Source organism: Paenibacillus shirakamiensis (genome assembly GCF_017874255.1).
GTDB lineage: Bacteria > Bacillota > Bacilli > Paenibacillales > Paenibacillaceae > Fontibacillus > Fontibacillus shirakamiensis.
In genome coordinates, this window is the sequence record NZ_JAGGLD010000004.1 from 26,270 (window position 1) to 51,374 (window position 25,105).

The 25,105-nt window shown below is 44.6% G+C and carries 23 protein-coding genes, 1 tRNA gene and 1 other RNA gene; 23 read left to right on the top strand and 2 right to left on the bottom strand.

Annotated elements, in window-relative coordinates:
* Window positions 1–145: 145 nt before the first annotated feature.
* The 12 genes from J2Z69_RS12060 (at window position 146) to J2Z69_RS12115 (ending at window position 11,383) form a co-directional block, all read left to right on the top strand.
* The gene (locus J2Z69_RS12060) at window positions 146–1,093 is read left to right on the top strand and encodes an ROK family glucokinase (RefSeq protein WP_209862789.1); all 948 of its coding nucleotides are present in this window, start codon (window positions 146–148) and stop codon (window positions 1,091–1,093) included.
* A gap of 63 nt (window positions 1,094–1,156) precedes the next feature.
* Complete coding sequence (rapZ, locus tag J2Z69_RS12065; RefSeq protein WP_209862792.1) at window positions 1,157–2,056, top strand: RNase adapter RapZ; 900 nt, start codon at window positions 1,157–1,159, stop codon at window positions 2,054–2,056.
* Between the two features lie 60 nt (window positions 2,057–2,116).
* A complete protein-coding gene (locus tag J2Z69_RS12070) occupies window positions 2,117–3,061 on the top strand; it encodes a gluconeogenesis factor YvcK family protein (protein ID WP_209863529.1) in 945 nt (314 codons plus the stop codon).
* Window positions 3,062–3,066: 5 nt separating this feature from the next.
* Window positions 3,067–3,996 carry a DNA-binding protein WhiA gene (gene whiA / locus J2Z69_RS12075; RefSeq protein WP_209862795.1) on the top strand — a complete coding sequence of 310 codons (930 nt, stop codon included), beginning with the start codon at window positions 3,067–3,069 and terminating at the stop codon, window positions 3,994–3,996.
* A 113-nt stretch (window positions 3,997–4,109) separates the two neighbouring features.
* Window positions 4,110–4,379 (top strand): HPr family phosphocarrier protein, encoded by a 270-nt coding sequence (locus J2Z69_RS12080; RefSeq protein WP_209862797.1) that lies wholly within the window; start codon window positions 4,110–4,112, stop codon window positions 4,377–4,379.
* Between the two features lie 170 nt (window positions 4,380–4,549).
* Window positions 4,550–5,305, top strand: coding sequence for an SIMPL domain-containing protein (locus J2Z69_RS12085; protein ID WP_209862800.1), 756 nt, complete (start codon window positions 4,550–4,552; stop codon window positions 5,303–5,305).
* Window positions 5,306–5,587: 282 nt separating this feature from the next.
* Window positions 5,588–6,565 carry an ABC transporter ATP-binding protein gene (locus J2Z69_RS12090; protein ID WP_281069410.1) on the top strand — a complete coding sequence of 326 codons (978 nt, stop codon included), beginning with the start codon at window positions 5,588–5,590 and terminating at the stop codon, window positions 6,563–6,565.
* Window positions 6,562–7,416 (top strand): ABC transporter permease, encoded by an 855-nt coding sequence (locus tag J2Z69_RS12095; protein ID WP_209862806.1) that lies wholly within the window; start codon window positions 6,562–6,564, stop codon window positions 7,414–7,416. The genes J2Z69_RS12090 and J2Z69_RS12095 overlap by 4 nt, the downstream gene beginning before the upstream one ends.
* Entirely contained in the window at window positions 7,413–8,219 is an 807-nt protein-coding gene (locus tag J2Z69_RS12100; RefSeq protein WP_209862809.1) for an ABC transporter permease, read from the top strand. The genes J2Z69_RS12095 and J2Z69_RS12100 overlap by 4 nt, the downstream gene beginning before the upstream one ends.
* 64 nt (window positions 8,220–8,283) lie before the next feature.
* On the top strand, window positions 8,284–9,309 hold the full coding sequence (locus tag J2Z69_RS12105) for a polyamine ABC transporter substrate-binding protein (RefSeq protein ID WP_209863532.1): 1,026 nt from the start codon (window positions 8,284–8,286) through the stop codon (window positions 9,307–9,309).
* A 136-nt stretch (window positions 9,310–9,445) separates the two neighbouring features.
* Window positions 9,446–10,084, top strand: coding sequence for a GDSL-type esterase/lipase family protein (locus J2Z69_RS12110; RefSeq protein ID WP_209862812.1), 639 nt, complete (start codon window positions 9,446–9,448; stop codon window positions 10,082–10,084).
* A 219-nt stretch (window positions 10,085–10,303) separates the two neighbouring features.
* Entirely contained in the window at window positions 10,304–11,383 is a 1,080-nt protein-coding gene (locus J2Z69_RS12115; RefSeq protein ID WP_209862815.1) for a PdaC/SigV domain-containing protein, read from the top strand.
* 89 nt (window positions 11,384–11,472) lie between these two features.
* Here the strand turns inward: J2Z69_RS12115 and clpP are convergent, their stop codons facing one another.
* Window positions 11,473–12,069, bottom strand: coding sequence for an ATP-dependent Clp endopeptidase proteolytic subunit ClpP (gene clpP / locus J2Z69_RS12120; RefSeq protein WP_342591587.1), 597 nt, complete (start codon window positions 12,067–12,069; stop codon window positions 11,473–11,475).
* Between the two features lie 296 nt (window positions 12,070–12,365).
* Window positions 12,366–12,440: transfer RNA gene (locus J2Z69_RS12125), tRNA-Arg, on the bottom strand.
* 278 nt (window positions 12,441–12,718) lie between these two features.
* Between J2Z69_RS12125 and J2Z69_RS12130 the strand changes: the two genes are divergently transcribed.
* The 11 genes from J2Z69_RS12130 to ssrA all read left to right on the top strand — a co-directional run bounded on the left by J2Z69_RS12130 (window position 12,719) and on the right by ssrA (window position 25,085).
* Window positions 12,719–13,762, top strand: a complete 1,044-nt coding sequence (locus J2Z69_RS12130; protein WP_209862817.1) for a sugar-binding transcriptional regulator — start codon at window positions 12,719–12,721, stop codon at window positions 13,760–13,762.
* Between the two features lie 72 nt (window positions 13,763–13,834).
* On the top strand, window positions 13,835–14,845 hold the full coding sequence (gene gap / locus J2Z69_RS12135; RefSeq protein ID WP_209862820.1) for a type I glyceraldehyde-3-phosphate dehydrogenase: 1,011 nt from the start codon (window positions 13,835–13,837) through the stop codon (window positions 14,843–14,845).
* A 185-nt stretch (window positions 14,846–15,030) separates the two neighbouring features.
* Window positions 15,031–16,212, top strand: a complete 1,182-nt coding sequence (locus tag J2Z69_RS12140; RefSeq protein ID WP_209862823.1) for a phosphoglycerate kinase — start codon at window positions 15,031–15,033, stop codon at window positions 16,210–16,212.
* A 45-nt stretch (window positions 16,213–16,257) separates the two neighbouring features.
* On the top strand, window positions 16,258–17,010 hold the full coding sequence (tpiA, locus tag J2Z69_RS12145; RefSeq protein WP_209862827.1) for a triose-phosphate isomerase: 753 nt from the start codon (window positions 16,258–16,260) through the stop codon (window positions 17,008–17,010).
* 1 nt (window position 17,011) lies between these two features.
* Window positions 17,012–18,568, top strand: coding sequence for a 2,3-bisphosphoglycerate-independent phosphoglycerate mutase (gene gpmI / locus J2Z69_RS12150; RefSeq protein ID WP_209862830.1), 1,557 nt, complete (start codon window positions 17,012–17,014; stop codon window positions 18,566–18,568).
* Window positions 18,569–18,603: 35 nt separating this feature from the next.
* A complete protein-coding gene (gene eno / locus J2Z69_RS12155; RefSeq protein ID WP_209862833.1) occupies window positions 18,604–19,911 on the top strand; it encodes a phosphopyruvate hydratase in 1,308 nt (435 codons plus the stop codon).
* Between the two features lie 185 nt (window positions 19,912–20,096).
* On the top strand, window positions 20,097–20,330 hold the full coding sequence (gene secG, locus J2Z69_RS12160; RefSeq protein ID WP_209862836.1) for a preprotein translocase subunit SecG: 234 nt from the start codon (window positions 20,097–20,099) through the stop codon (window positions 20,328–20,330).
* Window positions 20,331–20,504: 174 nt separating this feature from the next.
* Window positions 20,505–23,270: a ribonuclease R gene (gene rnr / locus J2Z69_RS12165; protein WP_209863537.1), complete on the top strand. Its 2,766-nt coding sequence runs from the start codon at window positions 20,505–20,507 to the stop codon at window positions 23,268–23,270.
* A 345-nt stretch (window positions 23,271–23,615) separates the two neighbouring features.
* Window positions 23,616–23,810 carry a DUF4177 domain-containing protein gene (locus J2Z69_RS12170; RefSeq protein ID WP_209862839.1) on the top strand — a complete coding sequence of 65 codons (195 nt, stop codon included), beginning with the start codon at window positions 23,616–23,618 and terminating at the stop codon, window positions 23,808–23,810.
* 199 nt (window positions 23,811–24,009) lie between these two features.
* Window positions 24,010–24,489 (top strand): SsrA-binding protein SmpB, encoded by a 480-nt coding sequence (gene smpB / locus J2Z69_RS12175; RefSeq protein WP_209862842.1) that lies wholly within the window; start codon window positions 24,010–24,012, stop codon window positions 24,487–24,489.
* 230 nt (window positions 24,490–24,719) lie between these two features.
* Window positions 24,720–25,085: a transfer-messenger RNA gene (ssrA, locus tag J2Z69_RS12180) on the top strand.
* Window positions 25,086–25,105: the final 20 nt, after the last annotated feature.

The window sequence follows — 25,105 nt, forward strand, 5'->3', positions numbered from 1 at the left end:
GGATAAAACCTATAATAAATTTCCATAAAAACCTTGTTATTACGCGGTTTGGGTAACGCTTCCTTCTCTTGACCGAAAGGGAGGGTTCGCTTATAGTGGGTACGTAGGAGCAAACTATTTTATAGAGAAAAAGGTGGCTTGTAAAATGTCTGAACACATCTACATCGGTGTCGATCTGGGCGGAACAACAATTAAAGTCGGCATCTGTAATGAAGTAGGCCAACTTCTTCATACATATGAAGGACCGACTGAAGTTGAGAAGGGCGCAGATACGGTCGTCAGCAACATTGAGAAGTATGTTCGTCTCATTGTGGAACAATCTCCATACGCATGGGATCAGCTGAAGGGCGTGGGTGCGGGCGTTGCGGGCTTCACGAATGTTCGCGACGGAATCATCATTTTTGCGCCGAATGTAGGGTTGAAAGATGTGCATATCCGGAGCATTTTGGAACAGCGTCTGGGCAAGCCCGTACGTATAGATAATGATGCAAATGTAGCTGCTCTGGGTGAAGTATGGAGTGGTGCAGGTAAAGGGGTTAACAATTGTGTGTGCTATACGCTAGGAACAGGCGTTGGCGGTGGGATTATTATCAATGGAGCTATCTATCAAGGCTTCGCCGGTCTTGCGGGCGAGCTTGGACATATGTCAGTTGTACCTGATTTAGAAGCCATTCAGTGTGGCTGTGGCAAGGTAGGATGTCTTGAAACCGTCTCATCGGCAACCGGAGTCATTCGTATGGCAAAGGATGCAGTTGAGCGTGGAGAACGCACAAGCCTCTCTCAAGTAGAGACGATCATGGCCAAAGATGTATTTGATGCGGCCAAGCTTGGCGATGAAGTGGCCATTCGTATTGTAAAGCGAGCTGCATATTACTTGGGCAAATCTATGGCCGCAGTATCTGCGGTGCTCAATCCACAACGTTTTATTGTAGGTGGCGGTGTATCCAAAGCAGGCGATATTCTATTCGATGAAATTCGATTGGTCTATGCCCGTCTTACACCTGAGCCTCTGATGAAGGAAGTAGATATCGTCCCAGCCATTCTGGGCAATGATGCAGGCATGATTGGTGCGGCAGGATTATTCATTCATTAGATATACATGATGGAGATAGAGAGCAAGGGATGATGAAGAGGAGAACGCGGAGGAGGGAAATCTATGGTAGACAAGGAGCAATCTTCGGGTGCTGTGGCAAATCTGATTATCATTACGGGGATGTCGGGCGCAGGGAAGTCACTTGCTGTAAGAAGTCTTGAAGATCTTGGGTTTTTTTGTGTAGATAATCTGCCACCCGTATTAATTCCTAAATTTGCAGAGTTAATTGAGCAGTCTAATGGTAAAATCGCTAAAGTAGCGCTCGTTATTGATTTAAGAGGACGTGAGTTCTTTACTGCGCTCTCTGAATCGCTCAATTATATTAAGGATCATTTCACCATAAAATGTGAGATACTGTTCCTTGATGCCACCGATTCCGTACTGGTGCAGCGATATAAGGAAAGTCGCCGAAGGCATCCGCTAGCCCCAGAGGGTATGCCCCTGGATGGAATTCGGCTTGAGCGCAAGATGCTGGAAGAGCTGAAAACATCGGCGACGCAGGTGCTGGATACAAGTGTGATGAAGCCAGCGCAGCTGAAGGAAAAAATCGTGTCCGGCTTTTCGCATTTAGAAAGTAGCAATTTATCCGTTAATATTACTTCATTCGGATTTAAATATGGGATTCCTATTGATGCGGATTTAGTGTTTGACGTTCGCTTTCTGCCGAATCCTCATTATATTGAACAGCTTCGTCCTAACACAGGACAGGATAGTGATGTATATGAATATGTTATGAAGTGGCCCGAGACGCAATCGTTCTTAACAAAGCTTCTGGATATGCTTCATTTTCTAATTCCGCTGTATCATAAAGAAGGCAAAAGTCAGGTCATTATCGGCATAGGTTGCACGGGTGGCAAACACCGCTCGGTCGCCATTGCTGAATATTTGGGCCGTATGCTCGGCACGAGTGAAACGGAAACGGTCCGCGTAAGTCACCGGGACTCTGATCGAGATCGGCACTAAGAGGTGAAATAACAATTGATAGATCGTCCTGATGAGCAAAAAATACCTCGAATCGTCGTGATGGGCGGGGGAACCGGCCTTTCGGTTATGTTACGTGGTTTAAAAGAGAAACCGCTAGATATTACAGCCATCGTTACTGTAGCTGACGATGGAGGCAGTTCAGGGATCTTACGTAGTGAACTTCAGATGCCCCCTCCTGGGGATATTCGAAATGTACTAACGGCGCTAGCTGATGTGGAACCCCTACTATCAGATATGTTAAGCTACCGTTTTACAGCAGGTTCGGGACTTGCGGGGCACAGTCTAGGCAATCTTATTCTCGCAGCCATGACGGATATCAACGGGGATTTTGTAACTGCTGTACGGGAGCTCAGCCGAGTGTTCGCTGTAAGAGGACGTGTCCTGCCTGCCGCAGGGCAAGCGGTCATTCTACACGCTGAAATGCATGATGGCACCATCGTCACTGGGGAATCGAAGATTCCAGAAGCGGGCGGTAAGATCAAGCGAATTTTCTTAGAACCGGAACAGGTGGAACCTCTACCTGAAGCGGTGGAAGCTATCTTGGAGGCCGACGCAATTCTTATTGGTCCAGGAAGCTTGTACACGAGTATTATACCAAATCTGCTTGTGCCTAAGCTGGCAGAGGCTATACTCTCGAATACCGAAGCGATCAAAATTTTTGTATGTAACGTGATGACCCAGCCAGGAGAGACCGATGATTACGCGGTAAGTGATCATTTGGCAGCGATCTATGAGCATGTGGGTCATCAGTTGTTTGATTATGTCATTGTGAATGACGGCGAAATTCCGGTCCAGGTCCAGGATTTCTATGCTGAGAAAGGGGCTAAGCCTGTACGCGTCGATTGGGATGTAGTCACAGGCCGAGGCTATAAAATGATTGCGGATACCCTGGTATTATTCCGCAGATATTTGCGCCATGATGCGGACAAATTAAGTCATCACATCTATCAATTGGTGCAAAACTGGAGTTTACGAAAGAGGTGAGTCCCTTGTCGTTTGCGGCACAAACCAAAAAAGAACTGACGATGGTCGAATCCGAGCCTTGCTGTGAGCAAGCAGAGTTGTCTGCCTTAATTCGTATGAACGGCTCTGTCTCGGTATCGAGCAAGAAGGTGATTTTGGATATTTCAACGGAAAATGCCGCGATAGCAAGACGGATTTATTCTTTGATAAAAAAGTACTTCGATGTTCATACGGAACTACTAGTTCGTAAAAAAATGCGTCTGAAGAAGAACAATGTCTATATTGTGCGGATACCTAATTTTGTGCAGGAAATTCTGAACAAGCTTAACATTGTGTCTGAAGGATTCATGTTCACACCGGGGATTAATCCGGATCTAATTCGCAAGAACTGCTGCAAACGCGCCTATTTGCGCGGAGCTTTCATGGCAGGTGGTTCCGTGAATAATCCGGAGGGCTCCTCCTACCATTTGGAAATTGCCTCGATGTATGAGGAACATTGTCAGTCTCTTGTAGACCTTGCCAATGAGTTCCATTTGAATGCGCGGTGTATCGAACGGAAGAAGGGTTTTATTTTCTATATCAAAGAAGGCGAGAAAATTATTGAACTGCTAAGCATCATTGGTGCGCATCAAGCCTTGTTCAAATTCGAAGATGTTCGGATTATGCGGGACATGCGGAATTCGGTGAACCGTATTGTGAACTGCGAGACGGCTAATCTGAACAAGACGATCGATGCCGCCATTCGGCAGATTGATAATATCAAGCTGATTCAAAGAGAAGTCGGACTCGATACCCTTCCGGACAAGCTAAAGGAAGTGGCCCAGATTCGGCTAGCTCACCCCGACATGAACCTGAAGGAAGTGGGCGAAATGCTCAAGGGAACGGTAAGTAAATCGGGTGTGAATCATCGTTTGCGAAAAATTGATGAACTTGCTGAAAAAATTCGCGGTGTATGAATGCGTTTCCTCTAGTGTGGGGTATACAGGCTATGGTATACTGGGATAAATATAAAGAAATGCTACCATGTGCAGTAATGTATAGGTAATTGCGGATTAGGAGGTAAGAGTTCATGGTGAAACAACCGGTTACCGTTCGTTTAAAGACGGGCCTTCATGCCAGACCAGCGGCGCTTTTTGTACAAGAAGCGAATAAATATTCTTCTGAAGTGTTTGTAGAGAAGGATGACAAGAAGGTCAATGCCAAAAGTATTATGGGTATAATGAGCCTTGCCATCAGTACAGGTACAGAAATTTATATCAGTGCTGAAGGTGCCGATGCTGAACAAGCGGCAAATGCCTTAGTGAATTTAGTTAGCAAAGAAGAGTTAGAAAATCAATAAAATAATGTCAGTTCATAGAGGCGTACCTTTCCCTATTCGGGCGAGGAACGTCTCTTTTGCTGTATTCCAGAAAATATATTTTAGGTTTGTCCTTTCGCAGTGCAACATTTCAAAATGGGTGACGTTTAGTAGTTAAAATTACCAAAATATGCGTTGCGGAGGCGAACGAAATGAAAACATGGGCAAAAACAGCAGGAACTTTATTAGTGGCAGGATCTTTATTAGCAGGGGGTTCAGCAGTGAGTGGTGTATTTAGTGGGACATCCGTATATGCGGACGAAGCCGTACAGCGTAATGTCATTAATGTCGTAGGTAGTGGAGAAATGAGCATCAAGCCAGATATAGCGTATCTCTCCATTGGGGTTCAGACCACGGGCGATACAGCTCAAGCAGCACAGAAGGCTACAGCAGCACAAATTGCCAAAATTACAGCAGTCCTAAAGAACACTTGGAAAATTGATGCAGCAGATATTCAGACCGCCCAGTTCTATGTACAGCCGAACTATACGTATAATGAAAAAGAAGGTCAAAAACTGAAAGGCTACAATGCCTATCATACGTTACAAGTAAAATATCGTCAGCTCGACAAAATTGGACAGTTGTTAGATGATGCGACTAAAGCGGGAGCGAATCAAATTGACAATGTTCGCTTCACTGTAGAAAATCCGGACCAGTATCAAGAACAGGTTATTAACAAAGCGCTGGCTAATGCTGAACTCAAGGCGGGAATCATCGCAAAAGGAGTCAAACGCACACTTGGAACAGTCCTTAGTGTTAGCCAGAACGATGTGATCGCTGCACCTGTCTATGAGCGTAGTATGACGGAATTGAGCAAAGCTTCATCAGCGGATACAGCAGCCACTGCTGTAGAGACCGGCCAAGTGAAAGTGAACACATCTTTAAGTGTTCAATATGAATTGAAATAGTCTCTTAATATAGCCTATAGCCGTCTTCTCCATGTATGGGGGAGGCGGTTTTTTTGTGGTACCTATGGTGACAAATCCTTGACCTATATAGGCGGATACGGCCGTTGAGAGCGACAAAGGTGTTGTATCAGGACATAAAATAAAGTATATTGAATATGCAAAAATGAAGGGTTAGAGGAGAATGGCCATACCTCGCGGATATGGTTTTTTTCAATTCTGCATGATATATAGGCAATACTTACAGGATATCGGTAAATACTAGATGACAATGACAGGGAGATGATGCATATGATTGAGCTCGTGAACGTAGAAAAGCATTTTGCTGGACAAACTGTTGTGCATCCGCTTTCGCTCCGGATTGAAGCTGGCGAATTTTTGACCTTACTCGGTCCAAGTGGTTGCGGAAAAACGACAATATTAAGAATGATTGCAGGATTTGAACAACCTACTTCGGGTCAGATTACACTGGATGGTGCAGACTTAACGAATCTGGCACCAAATCGGCGGGATTTGAACTTGGTGTTTCAGCACTATGCGCTCTTCCCGCATATGACCGTGAGAGACAACATCGCTTTTGGCTTGAAAATGAAAAAAATGGCTGCGGCAGAGATTCGTTCCCGAATTGATGAGGCGGTAGCTATGACCCAGCTGACACCTTTAGTAGATCGCTACCCGCATCAATTGTCTGGTGGACAACAGCAACGGGTGGCTATCGCGCGTGCTATCGCTAACAAGCCTAAGGTGTTATTACTAGATGAACCGCTTGGAGCTCTGGATTTGCAGCTTCGCAAAAATTTGCAATCGGAGCTGAAGCAGCTACAGCGCAGCCTTGGGATTACTTTTGTATATGTAACCCACGATCAAGAGGAAGCCATGATGTTGTCCGATCGTATCGTTATTCTTAATAACGGGCAAGTGGAGCAAATCGGTACGCCACGTGAAATATATCGCTCCCCATCGACCTTGTTCACAGCTACGTTTGTCGGAGAGAACAATATTTTCTCCTCTGCTCAAGGAGAGTTGTTCGCCATTCGCCCGGAGAAATTGATTGCCGTGCGAGAAGCAAATGAGGGCAAGCGATCGGGTGTCATTCAGGACATCCATTACCTCGGAAGTGTGCATCAACTCATTGTACAAGTAGACCAAGAACCTATGACGGTAACCATCGCCTTAGACTTTACCGATGAGCGCCCGTGGAATATTGGCGAACATATTGGAATAGATTGGGACCTGCGTCATGAGGTCATGATCGGATCATGAAGAAGAAGTCAGGGTTAGTTGTTCTGCCGGTCTTTTTATGGTTAAGTCTTTTTTTAGTGGTCCCGATGCTAATTGTTGTAGGTATTTCATTTCTAAGGCGTGATGAACTTGGAAATCTAATCTACCAGTTCAATTGGGAAGCTTATGCTACCTTCTTTGATAAGTTATATTTGGGTATTTATTGGGATACGATTGTATTATCCGTACTCACTACCTTAATCTGTCTACTTCTAAGCTATCCATTGGCCTATTATATTGCTCGCTCAGGTCCACGTATGCAGACATGGGGCCTTGCGCTTGTTACGATTCCCTTCTGGATCAACTTCTTGATTCGAACCTATGCTTGGGTGCTTCTCCTACGTACGCAAGGGATAGTGAATAATTTGCTTTTAGATCTGGGATGGATCACGGAGCCTATGCAAATGCTGTATACCAAAGGCGCTGTCCTCATGGGGATGGTGTATACCTTCATTCCATTCATGGTGCTCCCTATTTATGTAGCGATTGAACAGATGGACAAGCGACTCCTTGAAGCTGCGAGCGACTTAGGCGCTTCCCCTTCGCGGGCCTTTTGGCATATTACCCTGCCGCAGACCAAATCAGGTATTACTACGGGGGCGATTCTGGTCTATGTATCCACAACGGGGATGTTTGTCGTGACCGATATTTTAGGAGGCGCCAAGTCGTCAATGATTAGTAATATTATTCAAACTCAGTTTTTAGGTGCTCGAAATTGGCCCTTTGGGGCCGCGCTTTCGGTGATCTTTGTGATTACATCCCTTGTTTTGATCTTCTTATTCAACCGTGCGATGACTACTCGCGTGGACCGAGTAAAGGAGGGACGGATATGAGAACAAAGCGGAGTCCGTGGTTAGGAATACATGCATTAGTTATGCTGATATTTATCTATGTTCCGATTGCTATGATTATTTTGTTCTCTTTCAATGAGAGCAGGTTATCTGCGGAGTGGAGCGGTTTTACCTTGGATTGGTACACATCCTTATTCCAGAATGAACATGTCATGGATGCTCTGAAAAATACGTTAATTGTTGCGATCACATCGACGGTAGCAGCTACAATATTAGGCACCTTGGCAGCCATAGGCGTGCGAAGAGTGGCTCGTAAATTAAAGCTTGCGACGAATGCGCTTTTGTATTTGCCGATAGTTATACCTGATATTATTATGGGAATTTCACTTCTGGTGCTGTTCAACTTAATGGAGATCGATCTAAGTCGCTGGACCATTATTATTGCGCATATTACATTTAGCATTTCGTATGTATATGTCGTAGTAACGTCAAGATTGTCTACAATGGGTAAACAACTGGAAGAAGCCGCGGAAGATTTAGGAGCCAGCCCTTGGCAGACCTTCCGTTTTGTCACCTTGCCGCAGATTCTACCAGGCGTAGTATCGGGCGCGATTATAGCATTCACCATGTCGCTGGACGATTTTATGGTTAGCTTTTTTGTTGCCGGTCCTAGCTCGACGACCTTGCCGATTTATATTTATGGACAAGTGAAGCGGGGGATTTCCCCAGAAATTAATGCATTATGTACCCTGCTCATCTTGGTGAGCGTAGCCTTGATCTTCTTGGCTCAGTATATGCTAGGACGGGGTAAAGGACAGAAGAAGCAACGAATGCTGCCTTTTTAACAGCAACAACAATACACGGTTCTTAAGGAGATGTGATAGAACATTGAAATCAACTACTAGATTCATGTGCCTACTTTTGGTGGCTATCCTTGTAGTCTTGCCATTGTCTGCTTGCGGAGAGAAAAAACAGACCCTCAATATTTACAGTTGGGCCGATAATTTTGATCCACAGGTTTTAAAAGATTTTGAAGAGCAAAATAACGTTAAGATTAACTACGATAATTTCGCAAATAATGAAGATCTGTTAGCCAAAATTAAGGCGGGCGGCAGTGGATACGACTTAATTCAACCTTCAGATTATATGGTTGCTACCATGGTTAAGGAGAATCTACTCGCGCCTCTCAACAAACAGAACATTCCGAATTTTGTGAACCTTAAGGATTCTTTGAAGAATCCACCTTTTGATCCAGACAATAAATATTCCATCGCATATATGTCGGGGGTAACGGGTATTGCTTACAATAAGAAGTATGTCAAAGACCCTATTACGAGCTGGGCCGATCTTTGGAATCCTAAATATAAAGGGAAAGTCATTTTGTTAGATGATAATCGTGAAGTTATCGGGATGTCTCTAAAAAAGAATGGTTTCTCTAACAGTACAAAAGATGAGGGTCAGATTTCTACAGCGGTGACGGACCTCAAAAAGCTCTTGCCGAATGTACTTGCGTTCGATACAGATACAATTAAGCAGAAATTGATTCAAGAAGAAGGCTGGATTGCTATGTTATGGTCTGGTGATGCTTCTTTTGTAGCGAAAGATAATGCAGATGTAGCCTATGTAATTCCTAAAGAAGGTGGTACGATCTTTGCAGACAATTATGCCATTCCTAAGGATGCTAAAAATCAGGCTATGGCTGAGAAATTCATCAATTATATGATGGATCCGAAAGTAAGCGCCAAAAATTATGAGACAATTGGTTATAGCGATCCGAATGCCAAAGCCATGGAATTTCATAGTCAGAAGTACCGTGAAGATAAAATGATTAATCTGTCAGATGAAGAGATGAAGCGCACCGAATGGTTAAGCGATGTTGGAGCAACTTTGCAGTCCTATGATCGCTATTGGACTGAGCTGAAAAGCGGACGGTAATCCAGATCTCTAGATAGGCAAACCCACTCTGTAATGGAGTGGGTTTTTTGTTGAATTTCTTTAAGAAATCACGTCACCTCTGGGCAGAGGTCTACATATGCTGTCGTATGAATGAACACCTTCAGGAGGTGATACGATGGCATATCTCTATACCGCAATTGGAGATTCGTTAACTACAGGATTCGGTGCCCTACCAGGCAATGGATTTGTACCCATATACCGCCGAATGGCCGAAGCCAAATTAAAGGACGTAGTCATTAATCAAAATTTAGGAGTCAATGGACTTACTTCCCCGGAACTGGAGCAGCGTGTGTTATACCATCCGCTATATCAACAAGCACTGACACAAGCAGATCTAATTACCATCTCCATTGGAGGTAACGATCTGATTCGTGCAGGTCGAGCACTTCAGATTGCACCTGACCGTGCTCCTCAAATATTGGGTCAATCTTTAGATACTTGTCAGCGCAGTTTCGGTAACATCGTAAGGAGTGTCCAAAAAATTAAGGCCGGTTCTACAAGCCCTTATGCTATACGAGTAGTGGGCCTTTATAATCCATTTCCACAGATCCAAGAAGGTAGCGAATGGGTTAGACAATTCAATGCCTTTGCCTCAGGGTTTTCTAATAAAAATTTTGCCTTCGCTGATATTTCCGGAGCCTTTGCCGCGCAGGGTAGAGAGTTATTGTTCTGGGATGGAGTCCATCCAAATGGGCGAGGGTATCGAACTATTGCAGGACAATTAGATAAGCTTGGATTCAAACCGCTAAGTTAATACATGAAGGCATTCCACAGAAATGGAATGCTTTTTCCTTTTTTTGTTTAAAAATTTACAACAAGTTTAAGAAAAAGTCATAGGTATAACGATTTGAGCAGAAAGAAGAAAAGATATTGTCATTCCCATTGTTACCCTTATCCAGCCATCTTTTTCTATAATGAATAAAGTAATAACTACCCAGACGATGTTTGACTAACGAGAGGAGTTTTAAAGAAGATGAACAGATTAATGAAATGGAATGCAGGTATATTAGCGGCCGCAACCGTGATTGGGGGATTTGTCATTAATTCTGGGACAAGCAATGCGGCACCACAAGCCGTAGTACAGACGACTCAAGGAACTCCGATTCAATTGAACTGGAAGGGCCAACCTACTAAGCAACAAGGCTTACTCATCAAGGATAGTATATATGTTCCTATTACTTTTTTGCGAGACACCTTGGGTAAGAATCTAGTGTATACGCCTAAAACACATACGTACTCTATTGGAGAGGGATATCGAACGCTGAACCTAATGGTGTCTGAATATGGAGTAGATGTAAATGTTAACGGCACTTATCTCAAAGATGAATACAATGCCAAGATGATACAAGGGCATATCTATGTACCGTATAGACTCTTAAACGATTATATGGGCCTACAGTCTAACTGGAATCCGAGTGCAAAACAACTTTCTCTAGGGGCTAGAAAAGAAAATTCAATCCAAATCAAATCGGTAACACTTCAACCGACATTAAAGGGAGCAACCTTTAAAGTAACCTATCCTCAGGTAAGTGGTGTATCTAATCAAGCGGCTGCAGACAAAATAAATAAAGATCTTAAAGAGGTTGCGACGTTAGCTTTAGCGCAAGCCCAAAAAGAATTGAAGACACGTTCGCCGCAGGATCGAGAATACGAATACCTTGGTGATTATGCCATAACCTACAATGAGCAGGGGGTATTAAGCGTTGTAATTAATCAGGATGCCTACACAGGCGGTGCCCATGGCATGCCTAGTCGACAAGCCTTCACGTTTTCACTGAAAGACGGTTCACAATTGAACTTAAATGATCTCTTAAAAAGCAATAAAAACTATAAAAAAGTACTAAATGATCAGATTGCTAAAAGCTTGAAGTCAAATGGAAGTTATTTAGGCGGATTTAAAGGACTTACATCCGATAAGAACTTCTATGTACAGCCGAACACACTCAAAATCTTCTTCCAACCTTATGAATATACGGCTTATGCGGAAGGATTTGTAGAAATAGGTTTTGGATTTAACAGTTTATTATCAAAAGGTGTCAACCCTTTTAAATAAGGACACGCCTTATAGATAATATAAATTTGTAAAGAGGTATACTAAAAACCCCCCGTCCATTTGGACGAGGGGTTTTTGATTCCATTTCATTACACGCCTTGAGGACCTGTCTTTTCAATGACTTTGTCTACGAGGCCATAATCTTTAGCTTCATAAGCGCTCATGAAGTAATCACGATCCGTATCGCGTTCAATTCGCTCTAGAGGTTGACCTGTACGGTCTGCTAAAATTTTGTTCAAATTGTCACGCATCTTAAGAATGCGACGAGCGCGAATCTCAATGTCTGTAGCTTGACCTTCTGCACCGCCCAGAGGTTGGTGAATCATAATCTCACTGTTAGGTAAAGCAAAACGTTTACCTTTCTCGCCTGCATTCAGCAAGAATGCACCCATGGATGCAGCCATACCTACGCAAATGGTAGATACATCGGATTTAATGAAATGCATCGTATCGAAAATAGCCATTCCCGCTGTGATGGAGCCACCGGGGCTATTGATGTACAAGTGAATATCTTTACCTGGGTCTTCTGCGTCCAGGAATAGCATTTGAGCAATAATGGAGTTGGCTACGACATCATTGACTTGGGTACCCAAGAAAATGATCCGGTCCTTAAGTAGACGGGAGTAAATGTCATAAGCGCGCTCCCCGCGGTTGCTTTGTTCGACGACCATAGGAATATAACTCACAAAAAACCCTCCTTAAGTGTTGGTTTGGTAGGTACTATCATAAGTGCAAGAAACATTAGCGCTCCCTTATAGTCTTGACCAAAAATAATGGATCAAAACTTATGAGTACAATCCACTGTAATCATGGACGGCTGGAATCGTTTCTTAATACCCACATCATAAACAATTTCAAACACAAAGTCAAAGAAAGTCAAACTAATTGCATTAAAAAAGCCCGATTTCTCGGACGTTTGGTTAAACATAGTATAGTGGCCTGATATAAACCGACAAGTAATGACAAATTAAGATTCAGAAAATGGCGCGCCCGCGAGGAATTGAACCTCGATCTCAGGCTTCGGAGGCCTGCGTCGTATCCATTGGACTACGGGCGCAAAATTATGGCGCTCATTTAGAGTAGCAAAAATGATTATATGATAATGCTAGGTAAATTGCAAGCTTAACTTGGCCTCTTACTAGTTGAAGAGGGATTCCGCCTATTTTCTGAATAATCCTAGGCTCGGATGCTAATTATACGTTCGTCATACTTGCATCTGATTAGTATTTTAGGTAGAATATAGGTGGGACTTAAAAAGTTCTGCTGGGACAATTTAAGACCAGCGAGAAGATTACAGATGAATGAAAAGATAGTGAAAGTAAGCAGGAGTGGACTATGCGAAATTTATTAGAGATCCAAAAGCAGCTACTGCCTGATCTTATGGATGTACTTAAGAAAAGGTACACCATTCTTCATCAGATCATGCTCGCGGGCCTGATTGGCCGGAGAACTTTAGCTTCGACATTAGATATGACGGAGCGAGTACTACGTGCAGAGACGGACCTTCTGAAGGCTCAGGGTCTAATTGAAATTGAACCCTTAGGTATGGTCATCAGTGATGCAGGTAGAGACCTGCTAGATCAACTGGAGCCTGTAATGAAAGAGATGCTAGGCCTTGCCAAACTTGAAGAGCAGATTCGAAAGGCTTACAATTTACGCAGAGTCATCATCGTATCTGGTGATTGTGAGAATTCTTCTACGGCAAGACAAGAGCTTGGCCGAGCAGGTGCCGAAGCATTAATGGACGTCATTGAGCAAAAGGATGTCGTTGCGGTAACGGGCGGCACTACGTTAGCAGATATGGCAGAGAGATTAATGGCGCCTCCGCATGCTACTCTTTCAGAGAACTGGTTCGTACCTGCACGCGGAGGTCTTGGGGAGAACCTAGAAATACAGGCGAATACCATTGCTTCTATTATGGCCAAAAGAGTGGGAGCCTCCTATCGCCTGCTTCATGTCCCAGACTTGCTGGGCCGAGAAGCATATCACTCTTTGGTAGATGATCCGAATACGCAGGAAATTGTAGCTTTGATTCGCAAAGCTAGGATTATCGTCCACGGGGTCGGGGATGCTATGGAAATGGCACGACGACGCAAGCTCGATGCGGCGAGAATCGAAGAGCTCCATAACGAAGGAGCTCTTGCAGAGTCTTTTGGATACTATTTTAACAAAGAAGGAACGGTCGTTCATAAGATGCTTACACTAGGTCTTCGGCTCGAAGATATTATCTCTACCGAGGTAGTCATCGGCATCGCAGGCGGGAAGAGCAAAGCGAAGGCGATCCATGCGGTACTCCGTTTTGGTCATGAGGATATTCTGGTGACGGACGAAGCCGCAGCGCTTGAGATTGTGAACGAATTGAACAGCAACACAGCTTGATCTAACCTTGTTACTCATGGCGGCATGCCGCTTTGAATAAATAAAAAAACGATTTCTGGGAGGAACTATTCAATGAGTGTAAAAGTTGGTATTAATGGTTTTGGTCGTATCGGTCGTCTTGCTTTCCGTCGTATTCAAAAAGTGGAAGGTATTGAAGTAGTTGCTATCAATGACCTTACTGATGCTAAAATGTTGGCTCATTTGCTTAAGTATGATACTACGCAAGGTAGATTTGATGGCGAAGTAGAAGTACATGACGGTTTCTTCAAAGTAAACGGTAAAGAAGTTAAAGTTCTAGCTAACCGTAACCCTGAAGAATTGCCTTGGGGCGAGCTTGGCGTAGACATCGTTCTTGAATGTACAGGTTTCTTCACAGATAAAGAAAAAGCTGAACTTCACCTTAAAGGCGGAGCTAAAAAAGTAGTAATCTCTGCTCCAGCAACTGGTGAAATGAAGACTGTAGTATATAACGTTAACCACGAAATCTTGGATGGTTCCGAGACTGTAATTTCCGGTGCTTCTTGCACAACAAACTGCTTGGCGCCTATGGCAAAAACACTTCAAGATAAGTTCGGTATCGTTGAAGGTTTGATGACTACAATTCACGCTTACACAGGTGACCAAAATACATTGGATGCTCCACATGCGAAAGGTGACTTCAGACGTGCTCGTGCAGCAGCTGAGAACATCATCCCTAACACTACTGGCGCAGCTAAAGCAATCGGCCTAGTTATTCCAGAACTTAAAGGCAAACTTGATGGTGCGGCTCAACGTGTACCTGTACCTACAGGTTCCCTTACAGAGTTGGTTACCGTTCTTGAGAAGAGCGTAACGGTTGATGAGATCAACGCAGCTATGAAAGAAGCTTCCGACCCAGAAACTTACGGTTACACTGAAGACGAAATCGTATCTTCTGACGTAATCGGTATCACTTACGGATCCCTGTTTGATGCAACACAAACTAAAGTATTGACTGTTGGCGACAAGCAATTGGTTAAAACTGTAGCTTGGTATGACAATGAAATGTCTTATACTGCACAATTGGTTCGTACTTTGGAATATTTCGCTAAGAAATCCCAATAATTATACAGCAACAAAAGAACACAAAGAGGAGCAGTCCCAACTTCGGTTGGGGACTCCTCTTTGGTTCATGATTTTTACCCATACTTAAGATGTACGGATGTATACATTAGACAGAGAACAGGCATAGCATAGGAGCACATCTTGACCTTGTAGCGATCATAGAAGAACTTAGGAGGAACGTGGAGATGACCAAGAAAAGTGTACGTGATGTAGAAGTAGCCGGTAAGCGTGTGTTCGTACGTGTGGATTTCAATGTACCCCTCGAGGACGGTAAAATTACAGATGATACCCGTATTCGCGAGACATTGCCTACCATTAACTATTTGATTGAAAAGGGTGCAAAAGTTATTTTGGCGAGTCACTTAGGCCGTCCAAAAGGCGAGTTCGTGGAATCCCTTCGTCTTACACCCGCAGCAGAACGTCTATCTGAATTGCTCGGCAAACCCGTAGCTAAAGCAGATGAAGCTGTAGGTGAGGCAGTCAAAGCTAAAGTAGATGCACTTAATAATGGCGATGTGCTTGTACTTGAGAACGTCCGTTTTTACCCGGGCGAGGAAAAGAACGATCCAGAGCTAGCTAAACAGTTCGCAGAACTTGCAGACCTGTTCGTGAATGACGCATTCGGCGCTGCTCACCGTGCACATGCTTCGACAGAAGGCATTGCGCACATTCTTCCGGCGGTCTCTGGCCTACTTATGGAGAAAGAACTTTCCGTACTTAGCAAAGCACTTACAAATCCAGAACGTCCATTCACAGCGATTATCGGCGGTTCTAAAGTTAAAGATAAAATCGATGTCATCGATCACCTCTTGACACTTGCAGACAACGTTCTTATCGGTGGAGGACTGTCTTATACGTTCTTCAAAGCTCAAGGTCATGAAGTAGGACAATCTTTGCTTGATAAAGATAAAATTGACGTAGCTCTTGGTTTCATTGAGAAAGCGAAGAAGCTCGGCAAGAACTTCCTTCTGCCTGTAGATATCGTGATTTCTGACGATTTCAGTGCAGATGCGAATACAGACATCGTTGGTATCGATGGCATTCCTGCTGACTGGGAAGGCGTAGACATCGGACCGAAGACACGGGAAATGTATGCAGATGTAATTAAAAATTCCAAGCTTGTTGTATGGAACGGACCGATGGGCGTATTCGAGATTGAGCCATTTGCTGGTGGTACTCGTGCCGTAGCAGAAGCTTGTGCGAATACAGAAGCTTATACCATTATTGGTGGCGGTGACTCCGCAGCAGCGGCTGAGAAGTTCCATTTGGCTTATAAAATGGATCATATCTCTACAGGCGGCGGTGCTTCCCTAGAGTTCATGGAAGGCAAAAAGCTTCCAGGCGTAGAAGCCCTGAACGATAAATAAATGTAACATTCGATAGTTATGAAAGAATAAGAAGGAGTGAGCCTGATGAGCACACCAATTATTGCAGGGAACTGGAAAATGTTCAAAACCATCCCGGAAGCTAAAGCTTTCTTCGAGGAGATCAAAGGGAAAGCAGAAGTAGCTGGCGTGGAAAGCGTAATTTGCGCACCTTTTACCAACCTTCCGGCTTTGGTTGAAGCAGCGAAAGGCACGTCCATTAAGATCGGAGCCCAAAACCTTCACTTTGAAGATGATGGAGCCTACACAGGTGAAATCAGCGGTGTGATGCTGAAGGATCTAGGCGTAGATTATGTAATCATCGGACATTCCGAGCGTCGTGCTTACTTTGCGGAAACGGATGAAGTCGTGAACAAAAAAGTACATGCTGCCTTCAAACACGGCATTACGCCAATCGTATGCGTTGGTGAAAAGCTTGAAGAGCGTGAAGCGGATAAGACTAAAGATGTGGTTAAAGAACAGACTGTAGCTGCATTTAAAGGGCTAAGCGAGAGCCAAGCTTCACAAGTAGTCGTAGCTTATGAGCCGATTTGGGCTATCGGAACAGGCAAATCTTCCACTTCCCAAGATGCAAATGAAGTTATTGCTTATATTCGCAGCTTGATTAAAGTGCTCTACAATGACAAAGTAGCTGGAGATGTTCGGATCCAGTACGGCGGCAGTGTAAAACCAGAGAATGTGAAAGAATATATGGGTCAAAGCGATATTGATGGAGCGCTTGTTGGCGGTGCCAGCTTGCAGCCGGCTTCGTATATTGCCTTGGTCGAGGGGGCCAAGTAACATGGCAATCCCAAAACCAGTTGCCCTGATCATCATGGACGGCTTCGGTCTCCGTGGAACGGATGAAGGCAATGCCGTAGCTCAGGCGAACAAACCCAATTATGATCGTTATCTTAAAGAATATCCGAACACTACATTAACTGCATGCGGTGAAGCTGTAGGACTTCCGGCTGGTCAAATGGGGAACTCTGAAGTAGGTCATTTGAACATTGGCGCCGGACGTATTGTATATCAGGATCTAACTCGAATTGACAAATCCATTCGTGAAGGTGAATTCTTTACGAATCCAACGTTACTCGAAGCGGTTCAATACGCTAAAAATAATAATAAAAAATTGCACTTGTATGGTCTTCTTTCGGATGGCGGGGTTCACAGTCATATTGACCACTTGTTCGCCATGCTGGATATGGCCAAGCGTGAAGGCCTGCAAGAAGTGTATATCCACGCCTTCCTAGATGGCCGAGATGTTGCTCCAGATAGTGCAAAAGGCTTCTTGGAAAAGCTAGTAGCGAAAATTGAAGAGGTTGGCGTAGGTAAGATCGCTACCGTTCAAGGGCGCTATTATGCGATGGACCGTGACAAACGTTGGGAGCGTGTAGAGAAGTCTTACCGCGCCATCGTGCATGGTGAAGGACCGAAATACACAGATCCAATTAAAGCTGTAACCGAATCGTACGAGAAATCGGTGTTTGACGAATTTGTCATTCCTACCGTAATTGTGGACGAAGCTGGTCATCCAGTAGGTTTGGTGGAATCTGGAGATTCCGTCATTTTCCTTAATTTCCGTCCTGACCGTGCGATTCAGTTGTCACAGGTATTTACGAACCTGGATTTCCAAGGTTTTGATCGTGGACTGAACTTCCCTATTGGACTACATTTTGTCTGCTTGACGTTGTTTAGCGAGACGGTGGGTGGATATGTAGCTTACGAACCAAAAAATCTGGATAATACCTTGGGCGAAGTGTTAGTGCAGCAAGGGAAAACCCAGCTTCGAATTGCGGAGACGGAGAAGTACCCTCATGTAACCTTCTTCTTCAGCGGGGGCCGTGATGTTCAGCTTCCAGGGGAGACACGCGTTCTCATCAACTCACCAAAGGTAGCAACTTATGATCTACAACCTGAGATGAGTGCTTACGAAGTGGCTGAGGCAGCTGTGAAAGAAATTGAGGCAGATAAACATGATGCCATCATTCTGAACTTTGCCAACCCAGACATGGTAGGCCATTCAGGCATGCTCGAACCGACGATCAAAGCTGTAGAAGTAACGGATGAGTGCGTAGGTAAAGTAGTAGATGCTGTGCTAGCAAAAGGCGGCGTTACTATAATTATTGCCGATCACGGGAATGCAGATATGGTATTCGATGAGAATGGACGTCCGTTCACAGCGCATACTACGAACCCGGTTCCTTTCATTGTGACATCCAAGGATGTTATACTGCGTGAAGGTGGTATTCTTGCGGATGTGGCTCCAACGATTCTAGACTTCATGCAACTTCCGCTTCCTGCGGAAATGACAGGTCAATCAATGATTGCCAGCCGTGTGAATCCTAACGTGTAATTAAGACACAATTCAAATTAAAGGAGAACTAAAAAATGACTATTATTTCTGACGTGTACGCACGCGAAGTCCTTGACTCCCGCGGTAATCCGACGGTAGAAGTTGAAGTATATCTCGAATCCGGCTCTATTGGCCGCGCTATTGTACCATCTGGCGCTTCCACTGGCGCACATGAAGCGGTTGAGCTTCGTGACGGTGACAAATCCCGTTACCTAGGTAAAGGGGTTCTAAAAGCGGTTGAGAACGTTAACGAATTGATCGCTCCTGAAGTGATTGGTATGGACGCTTTGGATCAACTGGGTATTGACCAATTGATGATTACCCTAGACGGAACAGAGAACAAAGGTAAATTGGGTGCCAATGCAATTCTTGCGGTATCCATGGCTGTAGCACGCGCAGCTGCGGATGCTTTGGATCTTCCATTGTACGTCTACCTTGGTGGATTCAATGCAAAACAATTGCCAGTACCGATGATGAACATCGTGAATGGTGGCGAACATGCCGACAACAACGTGGACGTTCAAGAATTTATGGTATTGCCAGTAGGCGCACCTACGTTCAAAGAAGCTCTTCGTACAGGTGCAGAAATTTTCCACAGCTTGAAAGCTGTACTTCAATCCAAAGGTTTGAACACAGCTGTAGGGGATGAAGGTGGATTTGCTCCAAACTTCACATCGAATGAAGAAGCATTGTCTACAATCATGGAAGCCATCGAAAAAGCGGGTTACAAACCAGGTGTTGATGTATTCCTAGGTATGGACGTAGCTTCTACAGAGTTCTACAAAGATGGCAAATACCATCTTGAAGGCGAAGGCAAATCCTTCACTTCTGAAGAATTCGTAGATCTGCTTGTATCATGGGTAGATAAATACCCTATCATCACGATTGAAGACGGTTGTTCCGAAGATGACTGGGCAGGTTGGAAATTGCTTAGTCAGAAATTGGGAGACAGAATCCAATTGGTTGGAGACGACTTGTTCGTAACGAACACAGAGCGTCTGGGTAAAGGTATCGAAGAAGGTATCGGTAACTCCATCTTGATTAAAGTAAACCAAATTGGTACTTTGACAGAAACATTTGATGCAATTGAGATGGCTAAACGTGCGGGCTATACAGCCGTTATCTCTCACCGTTCCGGTGAATCTGAAGATAGCACGATTGCTGACATCGCTGTGGCGACAAATGCGGGTCAAATCAAAACGGGTGCACCTTCCCGTACAGACCGTATTGCTAAGTACAACCAATTGCTTCGCATCGAAGATCAATTGGGCGAACTTGCGCAGTATAACGGCCTAAGATCTTTCTACAACCTCAAAAACTTCAAAGTTAAAGATCAAGCTTAGGCTTGCCTTCAAGTTTGCATAACGAAGAACCCTGTCTTTAGGCGGGGTTCTTTTTTATGGAGGAATGTAATCGCAATATCTGTTGTCTTAAAGAATTGGCTATGATACAATATGAGTACTGTTTATATGCGGAAAATTCATCCTATGTTCACATAGATGGTGATCACGCTTAGGAGGTGGATTGAATGGAATTATTTTTGAAGATCTTGCTTATTATTTTCTCCATCGGTTTGATTGCGGTTGTACTGCTGCAGAAGGGTAAGAGCGCAGGTCTTTCCGGTGCCATCTCCGGCGGCGCTGAGCACTTGTTCGGTAAAGCTAAAGCACGCGGTATGGAACTTGTTCTAGAACGAGTTACTGTCGGGCTTGCGGCTGGATTCTTTATTTTATCAATCATAGTGGCGATCTACCTCAAGTAGAAGTAGAATCTGCTAAATAGTGTTGAGCGAAAGCCTTCGTTTTCTTTGGAAAACGGAGGCTTTGTTGCATTCATACGGATGCTCTGGGTCAAATTCGTGTATACTAGGTTATATACAAGGAGGGTAATTCAGGAAACTGGTCACAACTTGTACAAGCCATCCCGAGGTGAAATGATGACAATTACGGAACAAGAATGTATTAGCTTTATGCGGGACACCGCCTACAAACCTATGACTTACCAGGAACTTGAGGAGCACTTTGATCTACAAGACAGCGCGGTTGCTAAGGAATTCCTGAAACTGCTACATCAGTTAGAGCAGGAAGGTAAGATCATACTCACTCGAACCAACCGATACGGAATTCCGGAACGGATGGACCTTTTGCGCGGGCGTTTGCAAGTGCATGCCAAAGGGTTCGCTTTTCTCATTCCTGACGATAAAGAACATCCCGATGTATATATTCATGCAAATGATCTCAAAAGCGCAATGAATGGGGATATTGTGCTCGGCCGAGTAACGGCGAAGAGTAGCAACGGAGGCAAGTTGGAAGGTGAAGTCGTCCGTATCATTACGCGTGCAGTTACGCAGGTCGTAGGTGCATTTCAGAATTTAGATACGTACGGCTTTGTGCTGCCTGATGATAAACGGATTAACAAGGATATTTTCATACCTAAAGGTGGCTTTAACGGTGCATCGGATGGCGAGAAAGTTGTTGTTAAGATTGTTCGCTACCCCGAAGGACGCTCCGCGGCAGAAGGTGAGATTATTGAGGTGCTCGGTCATAAGGATGATCCAGGTATCGATATTTTATCTATTATACGCAAACACCAACTGCCAGAAGCGTTCCCCGAAGAGGTCATGGCGGAGGCTGAAAATGCCCCTGAAGTTATTGAGGAAGCGGAGATTGTAAGGCAGAAGCGCCGTGATTTGCGCGATAAGGTAATTGTGACAATTGATGGCGAAGATGCCAAAGATCTAGATGATGCTGTGAATGTGGAGAGGCTGGAAAATGGACATTTTCGGCTCGGCGTTCATATTGCAGACGTAGGCTATTATGTAGAAGAGAATTCCAAGCTGGATCTCGAAGCATACAGCCGTGGCTGTAGTGTCTATCTCGTAGACCGCGTCATTCCTATGCTACCCCACCGCCTATCGAACGGAATCTGTAGTTTGAACCCTCGAGTGGATCGGTTCACATTATCTTGCGAGATGGAATTTAACGAACAGATGAAGGTTGTGAAGCACGACGTCTTCACAAGTGTGATTCGTACGAAAGAGCGGATGACCTACACCAACGTTCGCAAAATTCTCCAAGAAGAAGATCCTGAGGTGACCGAACGTTATGCGGATTTAGTACAGACCTTCAAGGATATGGAGGAGCTCGCTATGCGTCTGCGCAATAATCGGATGCGCCGAGGTGCAGTGGACTTTGATTTTGTAGAATCCAAAGTTATTGTAGACGAAGCAGGCAAAGCGGTAGATATCGTCAAGCGTGATCGCTCCATAGCCGAGCAGATTATTGAAGAGTTCATGTTAGCGGCTAATGAGACCGTAGCGGAACATTTCCACTGGATGAAGGTTCCTTTCCTGTACCGTATACACGAAGATCCCGATCCAGAGAAGTTGTCTAATTTCATGGCTTTCATTGCGAACTTTGGCTATACCGTCAAAGGAAAAGGGAATACGATTCATCCTCGGGCGCTTCAGTCTTTGTTAGAGGATATCAAAGGAACGAAAGAGCAAACCGTAGTAAGCACTATGATGCTGCGTTCCATGAAGCAAGCGAAATATGATGCGGAGAGCACGGGTCACTTTGGTCTAGCTGCAGAATTCTATTCCCACTTCACTTCTCCGATTCGTCGTTACCCGGACCTTGTTATTCATAGGGTGATGCGAGAAGTTATCGAGAATGGAGGAGCGCTAACACCGAAGAGACAAGAATACTTGGCTAGCCGGATGCCAGATATTGCTCAGCAGTCATCGGAACGGGAGCGCGTAGCCGTAGATGCTGAACGGGATGTTGAGGCGCTGAAGAAAGCGGAATACATGCTTGATAAAGTCGGCGAGGAATTCACCGGTATGATTAGCAGTGTGACGAGCTTTGGCATGTTCATTGAACTTGAGAACAGTGTGGAGGGTCTAATTCGTCTAAGTGCGATGAACGATGACTACTATCATTTCCATGAGCAGCATATGGCTCTTATTGGAGAGCGTACCTCGAAGATTTACCGTATCGGAGATGAAGTGAAAATTCGCGTCTCCAAAGTAAGTATGGATGATCATACGGTTGATTTTGAGATGGTCGATATGAAGCCGAATCGCCGAGAAGGCAGGCCAAGTGGCGGCTTTGGTGATGGTCGAGGCGGTAAGGACAAGCGTGGCGGGGGATTCGAAGGCCGGGGTAAAGGCGGTAAAGGTCGTCCAGGTAAGGGTGGCGACAGTCGTGGTACCTCCTCGGCAGGTGCTGGAAAAGGCCGTGCAAAGGATCGTAACGGGACTAAGAATACGAGTGGTCAAGCTAATGCCAACCCTGAGCAAGGTCAACGTGGGCCAGCTACACAGTCTGCTTCATCTGCTGGTAGCAGCAACTCGTCAAAACGAGGCAAATCTACGGGTGGCAAGCGGAGTTTTGGCTTCGGTTCGGGTAAGGGCGGATATGGCGCGCCTTCGGGCGGCGTGGAACAAGCGAGCGAGCTTCGCGGTGTTGACTCTAACACAAGGTTCCGCAGTCGGGAGGATCTTGGCAAGGGAGACGGAGCGAATCGCTCTGGTGGAATTAATGAAGGCAAGAGTGGTCGCAATAAGAAGGGCAAGGGTGGCATTTTTACAGGTGCTTCTGCACAGTCAGGCCCATCGAAGTCGTCCACACCCTCATCCAAGAAGCGTAGTGATACCGTAATCGAAGGCGACGGCGGCTCTCGCAAGAAAAAGAAAAAATAATGAACTGCTTATTAACTATGAGACTGCTCTGAACATCAGGGTGGTCTCTTTTATTTCTTAGAAAAAAGAAAAATCTAGAACAAAGAGAATTATAGCAATCTCTCCACCATTGAATTTGAAATATGCATTACGCTATATAAAAATGAATTTAGTTATACATGTGTATTTATATACGATTATCTTGGATAATTAGATAATAAAAATGGGTTTTAAAGAGGATTATTATGGGGGATATAAAGAGTTTTACTAAGCATAGGATTTTATTAAATAGTATAGTAACAAGTAACATTGAGATGGTGTTATCTATTAGAATACAAAAATTCACGTGAGTTGGGGAGAATAAGAATGCCGAAATATGAATATGATTATGTCTGTATCGTGGCGGGTGGTTTTAGTGGAAAACTAAGGGAAGACTACAGACCTGTAATTACGCAGTATGCAGCAGAAGGATGGAAGCTACATAGTATAGTGCCTATGCCTCTAATATCGGGAGGTCAGGCATCTACAGTGGATCTTATTTTTGAACGCATTATCGAATGATTGGAATCAGCTGAAGAAAGGTATAAGGGAAATATTTTTTATCATGCTAGGCAGATATTGCGGAATCTAGGGCATTTCTTGCGTACTCTGTTCTAGCTTTGTTACAATAAGAAATGAAACCCCGCTTTTTGTTTCCAAGGCAGGTCGCTGGGGTATTAGTATGAAGTACGTTTGGAATTCAACTGGAGGAGTGGCTCTCATGGGTAAAAAAGCAGAAGGTAAAGTTCTGGCCCAGAACAAAAAAGCTTCCCATGATTACTTCATCGAGGATACGTTTGAAGCAGGCATGGTGCTTACAGGAACCGAAATCAAATCTCTGCGATTGGCGCGGGCGAATATCGGTGATGCGTTTGCCACAATTCGTAACGGAGAGATTCATATTCATAACATGCATATTAGTCCATTTGAGCAGGGGAATCGGAGCAATCCCGACGATCCAACGCGTACTCGCAAGCTCTTGATGCATAAAGTGCAGATTCACAAGCTGCTGGGTCTCTCGAAGCAGGAAGGCTATTCCATTGTGCCGTTAAAGATCTATATTCGCAATGGCTATGCAAAGCTTTTGATTGGTCTGGGTAAAGGGAAAAAGCAATATGACAAGCGGGATACCGCTGCCAAAAAGGATGCTCAGCGTGACATCCAGCGTGCGCTTCGTGAAAAGCAGAAGGTAGCTCGGTGAATAGATTTTTCAGTAATTACTTTCACGTTGTTTGAGATTAAGATTTTCAAATGTTTTGAATTTGGTTAAAAGTAAATATGCTTGGTAAATATATTACCTACGTGGTTGGCAAGCTTTCCAGCAAGCACCTTCGCATTGAAGTGAACTATGTGATATACTGAATTATCTGTAAAAGATGAATGCACCTTAGTTGGTAGCTATTCAGTTAATCCAGAACCCCTTTTTATTTCGGGGGCGTTATTGGATTCGACGGGGGTAGTACGAGCTGGGGTAGCGGGTAGTGGGGACGCGTCCGCTTTATCAACGCTAAAGCCTATTAAACGGCAAACAACAAACAAACTACGCTTTAGCAGCTTAATAACCTGTTAGCGTGCTCCTCTCCTGCATCGCCCATGTGCCGGATGTAGGGGCTAACCTATAGTGGGATACGCTGTCACATCTCCGCCTGGGGTGTGCTGAAGAAGACAATCAGGCTGACCTTAGCGATAGCCTGTTACGGGGCGCTTGCTTGGGTGACATCAAAACCGTGACTACACCCGTAGACACCTTAGTGGCGTTGCCTTCGGACAGGGGTTCGACTCCCCTCGCCTCCATAAGTAGTATCAGTGACGGACAC